Genomic DNA, 12,593 nt, shown 5'->3' with positions numbered 1-12,593 from the left:
GCGCTTTCCCCCGGTGTCATCAGAAGGACATCCCATGTTCAAGTTCCTGGCCCTGTTGCTGCTGTGCGTGTCTGCCTCCGTCCAGGCCCAAGGCGCACTGCACGACGACCTGCCGCTGCTCTATCTGGAACAGGCCCCGGCCGACGCGCGCGACCGGCCCCTGGTGATTTTTCTCCACGGCTACGGCAGCAACGAAGAGGACCTGTTCGGCCTCAAGGACGGGTTGCCGGCGGACTACACCTACCTTTCGGTCCGGGCGCCGCAAACCGTGGAAGAGGGCAGTTACCAGTGGTTTCACAAGCAGGGCGAAGGCGCTTATGACGGGGTGACCGCCGAGTTGGCCGACGGTGCGAAGCTGATCGACGCGTTCGTCCGGCAGGCGGTCGCCAAGTACCACACCCGTGCCGACCGGGTGTTCCTGGTGGGCTTCAGCCAGGGCGCGATCATGTCCTACGAACTGGGCCTGCGCCATCCCCAGGCGGTCCGCGGGATCGCCGCGCTGAGCGGGAAGATCCTGCCGGTGCTGCGCTCGCAGCTCAAGAGCGGCGCGGGCCTGGAGCGGCTGGCGATCTTCATCGCCCATGGCACTGCGGACATGCGCCTGCCTTACAGCGACGGTTCCGAGGCCGACAGCTTGTTGCGCGGGCTGGGCCTGGCTCCGCAGTTCCATGCCTACCCGGGCATCGGCCATACCATCAGTGACACCGAACTCCAGGACCTGAACCGCTGGTTGCTCAGCCTCAATCCTTGAAGCGGGTGAGCCCGTAGCGGCCGTTGTCGCTGCGGGTTCCTGAGGGCTTACTGGCCGACGATCTGGCTGATCAGCTTGTCGTGATTGGCCTTGTCGTTGATCCGCGAAATCACCTGCACCACCGCCATGCGGTTGCCGGAGCCGGCGAGCAGGGTGGAGCTCTGGGTCATGCCGCCGCCCTGGGTCGCGGTGCTGTCGATCTGGCGCAGGCCGAGGCCGCCGCGGGTCATGCTTTTTTCGCTCTGCTTGCTGAAATCCGGCAGGGCCGCCGCCTGTTGCGAGAGGAAGCCCGAGACCGCGCTGTCGAGGAACTGCGCGTCGTTGTCCTTGGCCTGCACCGCATCGGGGATCAGGTTTTGTGCGGCGATGACCACGGTCTTGGTGCTGGCGTTGGTGTACATGGTGCCGGTGGCGCCGGCGGTGCCGCTGGCTTCGTCGCCGGCCGGCAGCGGGTTGGCGATGAAACCCTTGGGCAGGCTGAACTTGAACTTGCCGCCGAGCATCGAGACGGTCTCGACCTTGGCCTTCTTGTTCGTCGGCTGGGCCGCGGACACGTCCAGGGCGCTGAAACCGGCCAGCGCCGCCAGGACCAGGACCGCGGCGTGTTTACCGAACAGGGGCATGCAGATTCTCCAGAGTGAACGCGTTGGGGGCGCGCATCTTCCCACGGCTGTCGCGGGGCACTCCAGCGGGATATGCGGTGGCACGAAATTTCGGATAAAAGGGAGCGGGAGCGGCCTTCGTGGCGCTTGTCGGACGCTCCTCAACCCTGGGTAGAGCGCGCGCCCGAGGTCGCCAGCACCGCCCCGGCGATGATCAGCAACGCCGGCACCAGCAGCCACACACTGGCCGGGCTTTGCCCGATGACGATCAGCAGCAGGGTGGAGATCAAGGGCGCCAGGTACGACAGCGCGCCGAGCGTGGCCAGGTTGCCGTGTTTGGTGGCGTGGTCCCAGGCGAAGAAGGCCAGGCCGACCGGGCCCAGCCCCAGGCCGAGGATCGCCAGCCATTGCTTGAAGTCCGGTTGCACCGGGCTTTCGAACATCAGGTGGCAGAGCGCCCCGGCCAGCGCCACCAGCCCGCAGATGCCGCCGATCAGGCTGCTGGGCACGCTGCTGAAACGGCGGTTGAGCACCGAGTAGCCGGACCACACCAGGGCGCAGCCGAACGCCGCCAGGTAACCCGCCACCGGCATCGCGCCGACCTGGCTGGCAGCGCGCTGTTGCATGATGAACGCGGTGCCGGCCAGCCCCAGCAAGGCGCCGGTCAGTTGCCGGTCGCGCAGCGGTTCGCCGCCGGCCCGGGCCGCCAGCAGGACGATCAGCAACGGCCAGAGGTAGGCGATCAGGCTGGCCTCGGCGGCCGGCGCGGCTTTCAGGGCGAAGAAATACAGCGCGTGGTAGGCAAAGATCCCGCCGAACCCCAGGGCCCAGACCGGCCAGGGCTGGCGCCAGCCACGAAAACCGGCGCGCCCCCGCAAGCCGAGCAATACCAGGCTGGCGCCGCAGGCCACGGCGAAGCTCAGGGCCAGCAACTGGAAGGGGGGAATGCCGGCGGTGAGGGTGGTCAGCAGCGCCAGGCATGACCAGAGAAACACCGCGATCACGCCGATGGCGGTGGCGGCGCCGCTGCGGGAGGGGGCGAGGCGGGTTGAGTGGATGGCGGTCATAGGCACACCGAGGCAAGGGCGGTGTGGCCAGCATAGAAGCCGCCGCGACGGCGGTATTGATCAGGCCTGCCGAACTCTTGTCGCAGCCTGCGCCTGGGTGTCGCGAGCGGCCTTGCGCAGGGCGGCCGGGGTCTGGTTGCGGGCCTTTTTCAAGGCGTGGGTCAGGGCGCTCTGATCGGCGTAGCCGACCCGCTGGGCGATCTCGCTGATGGGCAGCAGGGTACGGCCGAGCAGGTCGATGGCGCGGTCCAGGCGCAGGGTCGAAATGTAGGCGAAAGGCGTGCTGTGCATGTCCCGCTCGAACAGCAGGTACAGGCTGCGCTCGCTGACCCCCGCGGCCTGGGCGATGGCGCGGGCGCTCAGCGGGCTGCCCAGGTGCTGTTCGATATAGGCCAGGGCCCGCGCCAGTGCCTGGCGTTGCGGCGCGCTTGGCGTCGGGCGGGCCAGGCAGGCCAGCAGCAGGGCGCTCCAGGCGCTGGCGACCTGGCTGGAGGAACTGAGCAAGGCGCCGCTGTGGCTGGCATAGCCGAGCAGGTGGCGGATCTGCGGGTCGATGGCGAAGAAGCGGCTATCGGCCAGGGATGGTTCGCTGCCGGGGCTATCCAGGTCGAGCACCAGAAAGGTGTTACGGCGCTCGGCCAGGAAGCTATGCCGGGCGCCCGGGGCAATCAGCACGCCCTGGCTGGCATCGACCTTGCCGCCGCGGCCGTCCACCTCGATCTCCATTGCCCCCGACTGCGGCAGCACGATCTGCGGAAAATCGTGATCGTGCAGCTCGACCTGCCCGGAATACGAACGCATCGCCAGGGCGACAGTGGGTTGGGCTGGAGTGTTCATGGCGCGGCTCCGCGGATGGCTGCCCCGCATCATGCCTGAAAATGCGGGTGCTGTAGGAGTGGTTGGGCGGTGTGGGATGGTTGGGGAAAAGGGGGCGGCTCAGCTGTTGTGGTGATTGATAGGCCGCTATCGCGAGCAAGCTTCGCTCCTACAGAAGCAAGGCGGCAAAAGGCCGGGGCAGGGCGCTATCAAGGCTTGGGCCGGTCCGCTGAAACGTCTAAGCTGGGCCACCGTTCCAGCCTTCCGGATGCCCGCGTGAAATTCACTCTCCCCAAAGTCGGTACCGCACCCTTCTGCCCGCCGGAAGTCGCCGGCACCATCGTCGTCGATCCCACCGCGCCGCTGTTCAAACGCATCCTGCGCTTCGCCGGCCCCGGTCTGCTGATTTCCATCGGCTACATGGACCCCGGCAACTGGGCCACCGCCATCGAGGCCGGCTCGCGTTATGGCTACAACCTGCTGTTCGTGGTGCTGCTGGCGAGTCTTGCGGGCATGGCCGTGCAGTGCCTGTGCTCGCGCCTGGGCATCGCCACCGGGCGCGACCTGGCGCAGCTTTGCCGGCAGCGCTACAGCACCCGCACGGCGCGTACCCAGTGGCTGCTGGCGGAGGTGTCGATCATCGCCACCGACCTTGCCGAGGTCCTGGGCTGCGCCCTGGCGTTCCACCTGTTGCTCGGGGTTTCGCTGACCACCGGGATAGTCATCACCGCCTTCGACACCCTGTTGATTCTCGCCTTGCAGAACCGCGGCTTCCGCCGGCTGGAGGCGATCATGCTAGTGCTGGTGGGCACCATCGGCCTGTGCTTTTTCGTCGAGCTGCTGTTGATCAAACCCTACTGGCCGGACGTGGCGCGAGGCTTCACGCCATCGCTGGCGGCGATCGGCGAGGCGGCGCCGCTGTACCTGGCGATCGGCATCCTCGGCGCCACCGTGATGCCGCATAACCTGTACCTGCACACCTCCATCGTGCAGACCCGCCTGGTGGGCCAGGACGAGGCCAGCCGGCGGGATGCGATCAAGCTGGCGCGCATCGACACCATCGGCTCCCTGGCCTTGGCGCTGCTGGTCAACGCGGCGATCCTGATCCTCGCCGCCGCGGCCTTCCACGGTACCGGGCACACCGAGGTGGTGGAGCTGCAGGACGCCTATCACCTGCTCGATCCGCTGGTGGGCGGGGCGCTGGCCAGCGTGCTGTTCGGCGTGGCCTTGCTGGCGTCGGGGCAGAGCTCGACCTTCACCGGCACCATCGCCGGCCAGGTGATCATGGAGGGCTACCTCAACCTGCGCCTGCCGTGCTGGCAACGGCGCCTGATCACCCGTGGCCTGGCGCTGGTGCCGGCCTTCGTCGGCGTGTGGCTGATGGGCGACGGCGCGGTCGGCCAGCTGCTGGTGCTGAGCCAGGTGGTGCTCAGCCTGCAACTGCCATTCGCCCTCTACCCGTTGATCCGCATGACCAGCGACCCTCAGTTGATGGGCGTGTTCGTCAACCGCTGGCCGACCCGCATCCTCGCCTGGAGCCTGTTCGCGATCATCAGCGGGGCCAATGCCTGGCTGATTGCGCAGTTGGTGGTGTAAGCACGCAACTGCATGTGGCGATGACTGGGACAGGCTAGATCATGAGAAGGGCCCTTGAACGGCTTTCAGCAGAGGCCTTTTGTCAGGATTGATAGTGGGTCGCTTTGACTGCGACGACTTCCAGCAAGAGAGTCAGCACCAGAAACCAGCCAACGCACTGCGATACAATCAATCTGCTTTTAAGCGGCTCAGGAAAGTTGGCGACATCTTCCTTGTCCATCAAACCGTGTCGGGTGAGATAGGGGGCGAGCAACAAGCCGCTCCCCACCACGCCCGCCAGCGCCATTTTTCCCCAGGGTCCACTCTGGAGATGGAACTTGTACCTGTTGACCAATAAGCAGTGCCTGGAGCTGCTCAGCAAGATACCCATGTGCCGACAACCCAGGTACAGGTAATACCCACCCAAGCCGAACATGCCTAGAAAGGTGGTCCCGATACAGGCACCCAGCACGATGTGTGCGGTGGTAATGATCATTCACTTCCCTGCTTCATAGATAAGCTCCCCCAAAAACGCCCCGGCCGACTCTCCACCTGTTCCAAGCCCGTAAGCAATCCCACCAGCTACCACCAGACCGCACGTCACAGCCCCGACACCCATGGTCGGAACCCCGATCGCTACGCAAATACCCCCTGCGACGCCTGTCCCCAGTAGCGGGCCTGTGATGACTCCGCCAGCTATCCCACCGGTCAGGCTTCCGGCCTCGGTGAGTTTCACCTTCTCGCAGGCGTCTTTGTTGCTTGCTGTACAAACATCCTGAACCTTCATGTATGACGCCTCTCCACTGAGCGCCATACCGAGCCAGCCGCCATATTTAAGCACTCTGGAAGCCCTTGAAATGCCCTCCATGTGTGTGGCGTAACCCGGTATCTGGCCCGCTGCGCCCGCTTGGGTCCAACGGTGGACCAGGCGGCTGCTGGAAATTCCCAGGGCGCTTTTGAGCTTTGGATGCTCGGGAAAGGCAACGCTCATTTTGGTGATACCGATCAACTGGCTATCCAGGCGTGTAAACAGCTTTCGTCTCTCGCTAAAGAACTCGGCGCTACGCAGGTGCCCATCTCGTTGGAAGAACGTCTGGTGGAGCCTCTCGATATCCTGCAAGGTGCCTTTCAATTCGTTGACATGGCTACCAATCGCCGCTGTTCCCACGCCAGTAGCTGTTCCGCTGTATGCAAGGATCGAGGCCACCTGAGACCTGTACTGAAGCATGAATGTCGTCTCTTCATCCGTAAGAGATTCCAGTTCGATGCTGACCTTTTCGGCAGCCTCCATCAACAACGACTCTTCCCGGGTACACAGGTTATTGTCGGGATGGCTCAACACTACGAGGTGTCCTGGTCTTAGCCGCTCCGGTAGCTGGGAATTGAGCTGGCGAAATTTCTCCAGGACCGCCGGATCGGGTTGGCCGAAAAGAAGCGTTTCAAGGGCGGCACGGCTTATCGGCGACTGGACGATATGAAAGCCCGGCTCCACGCTTTGGTGGTCGGTGAGCATGGGGCGCAGTTCCGGGACGATTTCTGCACCCTTGAAACGCATCCCGCGGGCCTGCTCGCCGGGTACAGAGTCCGCGAACTCATTCTGTGGCCATCCCTCCTGTATCGCCTCGGCCCAGCGCTGCGAGTTCGCGACTCCCAGTGGCAGCCATTCGGGGTGGATGGGGATGGGCGGCTGGTCTTCCGAGAGAGTCGATTTCTGAGTGGCGACAAGGCGGTGGGTCCCTGTGGGACAGCCGCATTGCACCAGGCTGCCGTCGACCGCCGTGGGTTGTCGGGTATCCAGCCAGGTGTCATGTCCTTCGATGATGAAACCGACCGTCTGGCACATGGGGCACCAGACGGTATCAGTGACACGGGCGACTCTTTGGCCCTCGATGAATGATGTATCGGATCCCGATATGACCACACCTCCAGTAGTGGTGGGGTCGCCTTGTCGTGCTACGAAAGCCATGTTGCAACGTCCTGTACATGAGGTTTTCCTTGGGAACGTAGCAACGCCTTTCAGGCAAAAAAAATCGGGGGAATCTGAAAGGCTGGCGGTAATTGTCTGCCTGATATTTTTCTTGCAACCCCTCTTGATGGATCAGCCTTCGCAGCTCAATCCAACGCCTGGGCGGCGAACAGCGCCACCTGGGCATCCTCCCCGGACTTGACCCCGGACACACCGACGGCGCCGATCACCTGGCCGTCGAACACCACGGGCACGCCACCTTCCAGCGAGGTCAGCAGCGGCGCCGAGAGAAACGCGGTGCGTCCGCCGTTGACCATCTCTTCATAACCCTTGGACTCGCGTCGGCCGAGGGCGGCGGTGCGGGCCTTTTCCACGGCGATATAGGCGCTGATCGGCGAGGCGCCGTCCAGGCGTTCGAGGGCCAGCGGGTGGCCGCCGTCGTCGACGATGGCGATGCTCACCGGCCACTGGTTGCGCTCGGCCTCGTCCCGCGCGGCGATAAGAATGCGCTGGACTTCGCGATGACCCAGGATGGCTTTGCTGTGCATGGCGTGCTCCTTTCAAGGGGTATTGGGTTGAGGGGAAGAATCCAGGGGCGGCAGGGCGGCCTCGACCAGCTCGATCCAGTGCCGCACCGGGGTGCGTCCGGCGCCGTCGAGGTGGGTCTGGCAGCCGATATTGGCGGTGACTATGAGCTCGGGGCGGCCGCTTTCCAGGGCATTGAGCTTGTTGTCGCGCAGTTGTCGCGCCAGCTCGGGCTGGGTCAGCGAGTAGGTGCCCGCCGAGCCGCAGCACAGGTGGCTGTCGGGCACCTCGGTGAGTTCGAAACCCAGGCGCTTGAGCACCGCCTCCACCGCGCCGCCGAGTTTCTGCGCGTGCTGCAGGCTGCACGGACAGTGGAAGGCCAGGCGCTGGTCGCTGTGGACGTGCAACTGTTCCAACGGCTCGTCGCGCAGCACTTCCACCAGGTCCCGGGCCAGGGCGCTGACCCGCTCGGCGCGGGCGGCATACCGCAGGTCGTGGGCCAGCAGGTGGCCGTAATCCTTGATAAAGGCGCCGCAGCCACTGGCGGTCTGCACCAGGGCTTCGGCGCCATTTTCCAGGTGCGGCCACCAGGCGTCGATATTGCGCCGGGCCCGTTCCAGGCCGGCGTCCTGGGCGTCCAGGTGATAATCCACGGCGCCACAGCAGCCGGCCTCGGCCACCGGCTCCACGGCGATGCCCAGGCGGTCGAGGACCCGCGCCGTCGCCGCGTTGGTGTTGGGCGACAGGCTCGCCTGCACGCAACCTTCCAGCAGCAAGACCCGCCGCGCGTGGGCGGTGGTCGGCCGCGCCTTGGCCGGCTGTACCTGGCGCGGCAGCTTGCCTTGCACGGCCTCGGGCAGCCACGGGCGCAAGGTGGCGCCGGTGCCGATCAGTGCCTTGAACAGCGCCGGGTTCGGCGCCAGGGCGCGCAGGCCCTGGCGCAGCAGGCGCTGGCCGAGGGGCCGGGGGACGGCGGCATCGACCACGGCGCGGCCGATGTCCAGCAGGTTGTGGTAATCCACCCCGGACGGGCAGGTGGTTTCGCAGTTGCGGCATGACAGGCAGCGGTCCAGGTGCAGCTGGGTCTTGGCCGTGGCCTCGTGGCCTTCCAGCACCTGCTTGATCAGGTAGATGCGCCCCCGCGGCCCGTCCAGTTCGTCGCCCAGCAGCTGGTAGGTGGGGCAGGTGGCGTTGCAGAAACCGCAATGCACACAGGTGCGCAGGATGCTTTCGGCTTCCGCGGCGCGGGGCAGCTGGCGCGCCTGTTCGCTCAAGGTGGTTTGCATGCTGCGGGTCTCCGTTCAGAGCTCGGCGTAGAGCCGGCCGGGGTTGAAGATCCCTTGCGGGTCCAGTTGCGCCTTGAGCTGGCGGTGGTAGCGCAGCAGCACCGCCAGCAATGGCTGGAACGGACTGTCCAGCAGGCCGTGGCTGTAGCAGGTGGCGTGGCCGCCGACGCGCTCCACCAGGCTGCGGATGCGCTCCGCGGGCGCCGCGGATTTCAGCCAGCGCTGGGCGCCGGCCCAATCTATTAACTGCTGGCCGGGCAGCTCCAGGACGCCGGTGTTATTGGGCAGCGACAGGCGCCACAGCGGCAGGCCTTCGTCGAAGAACACCAGGCGTTGCTCGTTGAGGTCGGCCCAGTAATCGGCGGCCAAGGGCTCGCCACCCAGGCGATCGCGGGCCGCGGCCACCGAACCTTCGCCGCCCTCCAGGCGCAGATGCAGGCGCTGGCCGTCATGGCTGGCGGCGCTGATGGGCAGCGGTTGCTGGCCCCAGTCGGCGAGCCGGGCCAGGGCCTTGGCGCTGTCCATTTCCAGGCTCAGGCTGAGGCACTGGCGGGGTTTGGGCAGGACCTTGAGCGACACCTCGGTAAGCACCCCGAGGCACCCGTAGCTGCCCACCAGCAAGCGCGAGAGGTCGTAGCCGGCGACGTTTTTCATCACCTCGCCGCCAAAACGCAGGTGCTTGCCGGTGCCGGTGATCACCCGGCTGCCGAGGACGAAGTCGCGCACCGAACCGGCCCAGGGCCGCCGTGGGCCGGACAGCCCGGCGGCGACCATGCCGCCAACGGTGGCGCCGTCGCCGAAGGCCGGCGGCTCGCAGGCCAGCATCTGCCCGGCGGCATCCAGCGTTGTCAGCAGTTCCTGCAATGGCGTGCCGGCGCGGACCGTCACCACCAGCTCGGTGGGGTCGTAGCTGACGATGCCGCGATGGGCGCGGGTGTCGAGCACCTCGCCGGCGGTCATGCGGCCGAGAAAGGCCTTGCTGTTGCCGCCCTGGATCAGCAGCGGCGTGCCGTCGGCCAGCGCCTGCTCGACCTGTTCCAGCAGTGCGCCGCTGGCATCGTTATCCGCGTGTGCCGTCATCAGAAACGCTCCAGCTCGGGGAAGGGCAGTTGCCCGGCGTGCACGTGCATGGCGCCGAATTCGGCGCAGCGGTGCAGGGTCGGGATGTTCTTGCCGGGGTTGAGCAGGCCGCCGGGGTCGAAGGCCGCCTTGACCGCGTGGAACAGGGTCAGCTCGTCGCTGTTGAACTGGGCGCACATCTGGTTGATTTTCTCCCGGCCGACCCCGTGTTCGCCGGTGATGCTGCCGCCGACCGCGACGCACAGTTCGAGGATCTTGCCGCCCAGGGCTTCGGCGCGGTCCAGTTCGCCGGGCTGGTTGGCGTCGAACAGGATCAGCGGGTGCATGTTGCCGTCGCCGGCATGGAACACGTTGGCCACCCGCAGCTGGTATTCGGCGGCCAGCGCGGCGATGGCCTTGAGCACCCCCGGCAGTGCGCGGCGCGGGATGGTGCCGTCCATGCAGTAGTAGTCCGGCGACAGCCGGCCCACCGCCGGGAAAGCGTTCTTGCGCCCGGCCCAGAAACGCACCCGCTCGGCTTCGTCCCGGGCCTGGCGGACCTCGGTGGCGCCGGCCCGTTCGAGCACCGCGCGGACCCGGTCGCAGTCGTCGTGGACATCGGCTTCGACACCGTCCAGCTCGCACAGCAGGATGGCCTCGGCGTCCACCGGGTAGCCGGCGTGGATGAAGTCTTCGGCGGCGCGGATCGCCAGGTTGTCCATCATCTCCAGGCCGCCGGGGATGATGCCGGCGGCGATGATATCGGCCACCGCGCGGCCGGCTTTTTCCACCGAGTCGAAGGCCGCCAGCAGCACCTTGGCCAGCTGCGGCTTGGGCAGCAGCTTGACCGTGACTTCGGTGATGATCCCGAGCAGGCCTTCGGAGCCGGTGAACAGCGCCAGCAGGTCGAAACCGGGCGCATCCAGGGCGTCGCTGCCCAGGGTCAGGCGTTCGCCTTCGACGCTGAGGATCTCCACCTTGAGCAGGTTGTGCACGGTCAGGCCGTATTTCAGGCAGTGCACGCCGCCGGCGTTTTCCGCGACATTGCCGCCGATGGAACAGGCGATCTGCGAAGACGGATCGGGGGCGTAATACAGGCCGAACGGCGCGGCGGCCTGGGAGATCGCCAGGTTGCGCACTCCGGGCTGGACCCGCGCGGTGCGGGCGGCGGGGTCGATATGCAGGATCTGGTTGAAGCGCGCCATTACCAGCAGCACGCCTTGTTCCAGGGGCAGGGCGCCGCCGGACAGGCCGGTGCCGGCACCCCGGGCGACCACCGGCACGCGGCGTTCATGGCAGATCCGCAGCAGTTCCTGCACCTGCTCGATATGCCGTGGCAGGGCTACGAGCATCGGTGTGGTGCGGTAGGCCGAAAGGCCGTCGCATTCGTAGGGTTTGAGGTCTTCGCTCTGGTGCAGGAGGTCCAGGTCGGGCAGGCGTTGACGCAGTACCTGGAGCAGTGCCGTTTTATCGACTGTGGGCAGCGCGCCGTCGACGCGTTCGTCGTAGAGGATATTCATGGGTGGCTAACGACCCTGAGTTGTTTTTATGAGCGCTCGGCGGACAGGCCGCTCAGTTGCATCATTGGCCCGGCTGGCCTTACTGTCCACGGGGCCGGGGACTGGTCGAACCAGTTTGTTTCGCCAGCGATGCCGGGTTTTTTATAAAAACTTAAGTATTTCAGTGGACTAGCCTGATGATCCGTTTGATCGGGTTTTTTCTTCACAGCTGGTCATACCAGTGGAGGGCGCATGCACAGCAAGGATTCGACCCGGCACCAGGTGGCGGATGTGGTCTGTGAACGCATCGAACGCCTGATCGTCGACGGCGTACTGAAGACCGGCCAGCTGCTGCCCTCGGAGCGGCGCCTTACGGAAAAGCTCGGGGTGTCGCGCACGGCGTTGCGCGAGGGCCTGAAACTGCTGCGGGCGCGGGGCATCATCGAAACCGAACAGGGTAAGGGCTCGTTTGTCGCCCAGTTGTCGGGGCAGGGTGCGACTTCGGCGCTGATGCATCTGTTCAGCTCCCAGCCGCGCACCCTCTACGACCTGTTCGAAGTGCGCAGCCTGCTGGAAGGCGAGTCGGCGCGGCTGGCGGCGTTGCGCGGCACCGATGCCGATTTCGTGCTGATCGGCCGTGCCTATCAGGCGCTGCTGGACGCCCACGACCAGACCCTTGATGCCTCGGCCCATGCGCGGCTGGACCACGCCTTCCACCTGGCGATCTGCGAGGCCTCGCACAACCCGGTGCTGGTGCAGACCCTGCGCTCGCTGACCGACCTGCTGCTCAACTCGGTGTTTGCTTCGGTCAACAACCTCTACCACCGCCAGGCGCAGAAACGCCAGATCGACCGCCAGCACGCGCGGCTCTACAACGCTGTCACCGGGCGCCTGCCGGAACAGGCGCGCAAGGCCGCCATCGCGCATATCCAGGGCCTCTGCGACAACCTGCGGGAGATCGAAAACGAGGAGCAGCGCCTGGTGCGGGCAACCTTGCGCCTGGAAGGCTGGAACTGAATCCGCCGCGACCAGGGGCCAATGGCGGCGACGGGCAGCCACTACACTGCTAGAGACGCGGCAACATTCGCGTCGTCGACGACCACCACAAAGGAGTCACCCCATGTCCAACGAGACTTGTGCCTGCCCGGGCTGCACCTGCAAGGTCGGCGCCCATGCCATCGTCCGTCACGGCAAGCACTACTGTTGCCAGGCCTGCGCCAGCCACCACGCCAACGGCGAACCCTGCACCTCTACCGAAGGCTGCGATTGCGCCAAGGGTGCGCACCACTGACGGGTTGAAGTTGTCGGGTGGAAAAGCAGTGGAGCCGCTCAGGGCTCCACTTTCCAGTTGCGAGCGTCCTGTTTGCGAGCGTCGATCCAGTTGCAGGTGGCCGCGTTCGGCATGGCTCGATCATCCAACGCCGTGGCGTATCACGCCCTACGCCCA

At 66.0% G+C, this 12,593-nt stretch carries 13 protein-coding genes; 4 read left to right on the top strand and 9 right to left on the bottom strand.

All coding sequences use genetic code 11. From position 1 onward, the window contains the following. Positions 1-34: 34 nt before the first annotated feature. Positions 35-751 carry an alpha/beta hydrolase gene (locus DK261_RS06345; protein WP_110175419.1) on the top strand — a complete coding sequence of 239 codons (717 nt, stop codon included), beginning with the start codon at positions 35-37 and terminating at the stop codon, positions 749-751. A 47-nt stretch (positions 752-798) separates the two neighbouring features. Here DK261_RS06345 and DK261_RS06340 read toward each other — a convergent pair whose 3' ends face one another. The 3 genes from DK261_RS06340 to DK261_RS06330 all read right to left on the bottom strand — a co-directional run bounded on the left by DK261_RS06340 (position 799) and on the right by DK261_RS06330 (position 3,257). Beyond that, positions 799-1,374 carry a hypothetical protein gene (locus DK261_RS06340; protein ID WP_110175418.1) on the bottom strand — a complete coding sequence of 192 codons (576 nt, stop codon included), beginning with the start codon at positions 1,372-1,374 and terminating at the stop codon, positions 799-801. A 140-nt stretch (positions 1,375-1,514) separates the two neighbouring features. Next, a complete protein-coding gene (locus tag DK261_RS06335) occupies positions 1,515-2,420 on the bottom strand; it encodes a DMT family transporter (protein WP_110175417.1) in 906 nt (301 codons plus the stop codon). A gap of 60 nt (positions 2,421-2,480) precedes the next feature. Then, entirely contained in the window at positions 2,481-3,257 is a 777-nt protein-coding gene (locus DK261_RS06330) for an AraC family transcriptional regulator (protein ID WP_110175416.1), read from the bottom strand. 255 nt (positions 3,258-3,512) lie between these two features. Here DK261_RS06330 and DK261_RS06325 point away from each other — a divergent pair, with 255 nt between their 5' ends. Next, a complete protein-coding gene (locus DK261_RS06325; protein WP_038580317.1) occupies positions 3,513-4,832 on the top strand; it encodes an Nramp family divalent metal transporter in 1,320 nt (439 codons plus the stop codon). A gap of 82 nt (positions 4,833-4,914) precedes the next feature. Here the strand turns inward: DK261_RS06325 and DK261_RS06320 are convergent, their stop codons facing one another. The 6 genes from DK261_RS06320 to glcD all read right to left on the bottom strand — a co-directional run bounded on the left by DK261_RS06320 (position 4,915) and on the right by glcD (position 11,167). After that, the gene (locus tag DK261_RS06320) at positions 4,915-5,307 is read right to left on the bottom strand and encodes a hypothetical protein (RefSeq protein ID WP_110175415.1); all 393 of its coding nucleotides are present in this window, start codon (positions 5,305-5,307) and stop codon (positions 4,915-4,917) included. Beyond that, the gene (locus DK261_RS06315) at positions 5,308-6,777 is read right to left on the bottom strand and encodes a PAAR domain-containing protein (RefSeq protein ID WP_110175414.1); all 1,470 of its coding nucleotides are present in this window, start codon (positions 6,775-6,777) and stop codon (positions 5,308-5,310) included. Between the two features lie 146 nt (positions 6,778-6,923). Further along, positions 6,924-7,325, bottom strand: a complete 402-nt coding sequence (locus DK261_RS06310; RefSeq protein ID WP_009048202.1) for a heme-binding protein — start codon at positions 7,323-7,325, stop codon at positions 6,924-6,926. A gap of 12 nt (positions 7,326-7,337) precedes the next feature. Beyond that, positions 7,338-8,588: a glycolate oxidase subunit GlcF gene (gene glcF, locus DK261_RS06305; protein ID WP_110175413.1), complete on the bottom strand. Its 1,251-nt coding sequence runs from the start codon at positions 8,586-8,588 to the stop codon at positions 7,338-7,340. Positions 8,589-8,603: 15 nt separating this feature from the next. Further along, positions 8,604-9,668, bottom strand: a complete 1,065-nt coding sequence (gene glcE / locus DK261_RS06300) for a glycolate oxidase subunit GlcE (protein ID WP_110175412.1) — start codon at positions 9,666-9,668, stop codon at positions 8,604-8,606. Beyond that, positions 9,668-11,167, bottom strand: a complete 1,500-nt coding sequence (glcD, locus tag DK261_RS06295; protein ID WP_009048205.1) for a glycolate oxidase subunit GlcD — start codon at positions 11,165-11,167, stop codon at positions 9,668-9,670. The genes glcE and glcD overlap by 1 nt, the downstream gene beginning before the upstream one ends. 231 nt (positions 11,168-11,398) lie before the next feature. On the opposite strand from glcD, the gene glcC reads away from it, so the two are divergent. Beyond that, positions 11,399-12,163 carry a transcriptional regulator GlcC gene (gene glcC / locus DK261_RS06290; RefSeq protein ID WP_016702766.1) on the top strand — a complete coding sequence of 255 codons (765 nt, stop codon included), beginning with the start codon at positions 11,399-11,401 and terminating at the stop codon, positions 12,161-12,163. A 103-nt stretch (positions 12,164-12,266) separates the two neighbouring features. Then, the gene (locus DK261_RS06285) at positions 12,267-12,437 is read left to right on the top strand and encodes a metallothionein (protein WP_016702767.1); all 171 of its coding nucleotides are present in this window, start codon (positions 12,267-12,269) and stop codon (positions 12,435-12,437) included. The last annotated feature ends 156 nt before the right edge of the window (positions 12,438-12,593 follow it).

The organism is Pseudomonas sp. RW409 (assembly GCF_003184125.1).
Classification (GTDB): domain Bacteria; phylum Pseudomonadota; class Gammaproteobacteria; order Pseudomonadales; family Pseudomonadaceae; genus Aquipseudomonas; species Aquipseudomonas chlororaphis_I.
This window is presented reverse-complemented; position numbering and strand designations above follow the sequence as displayed.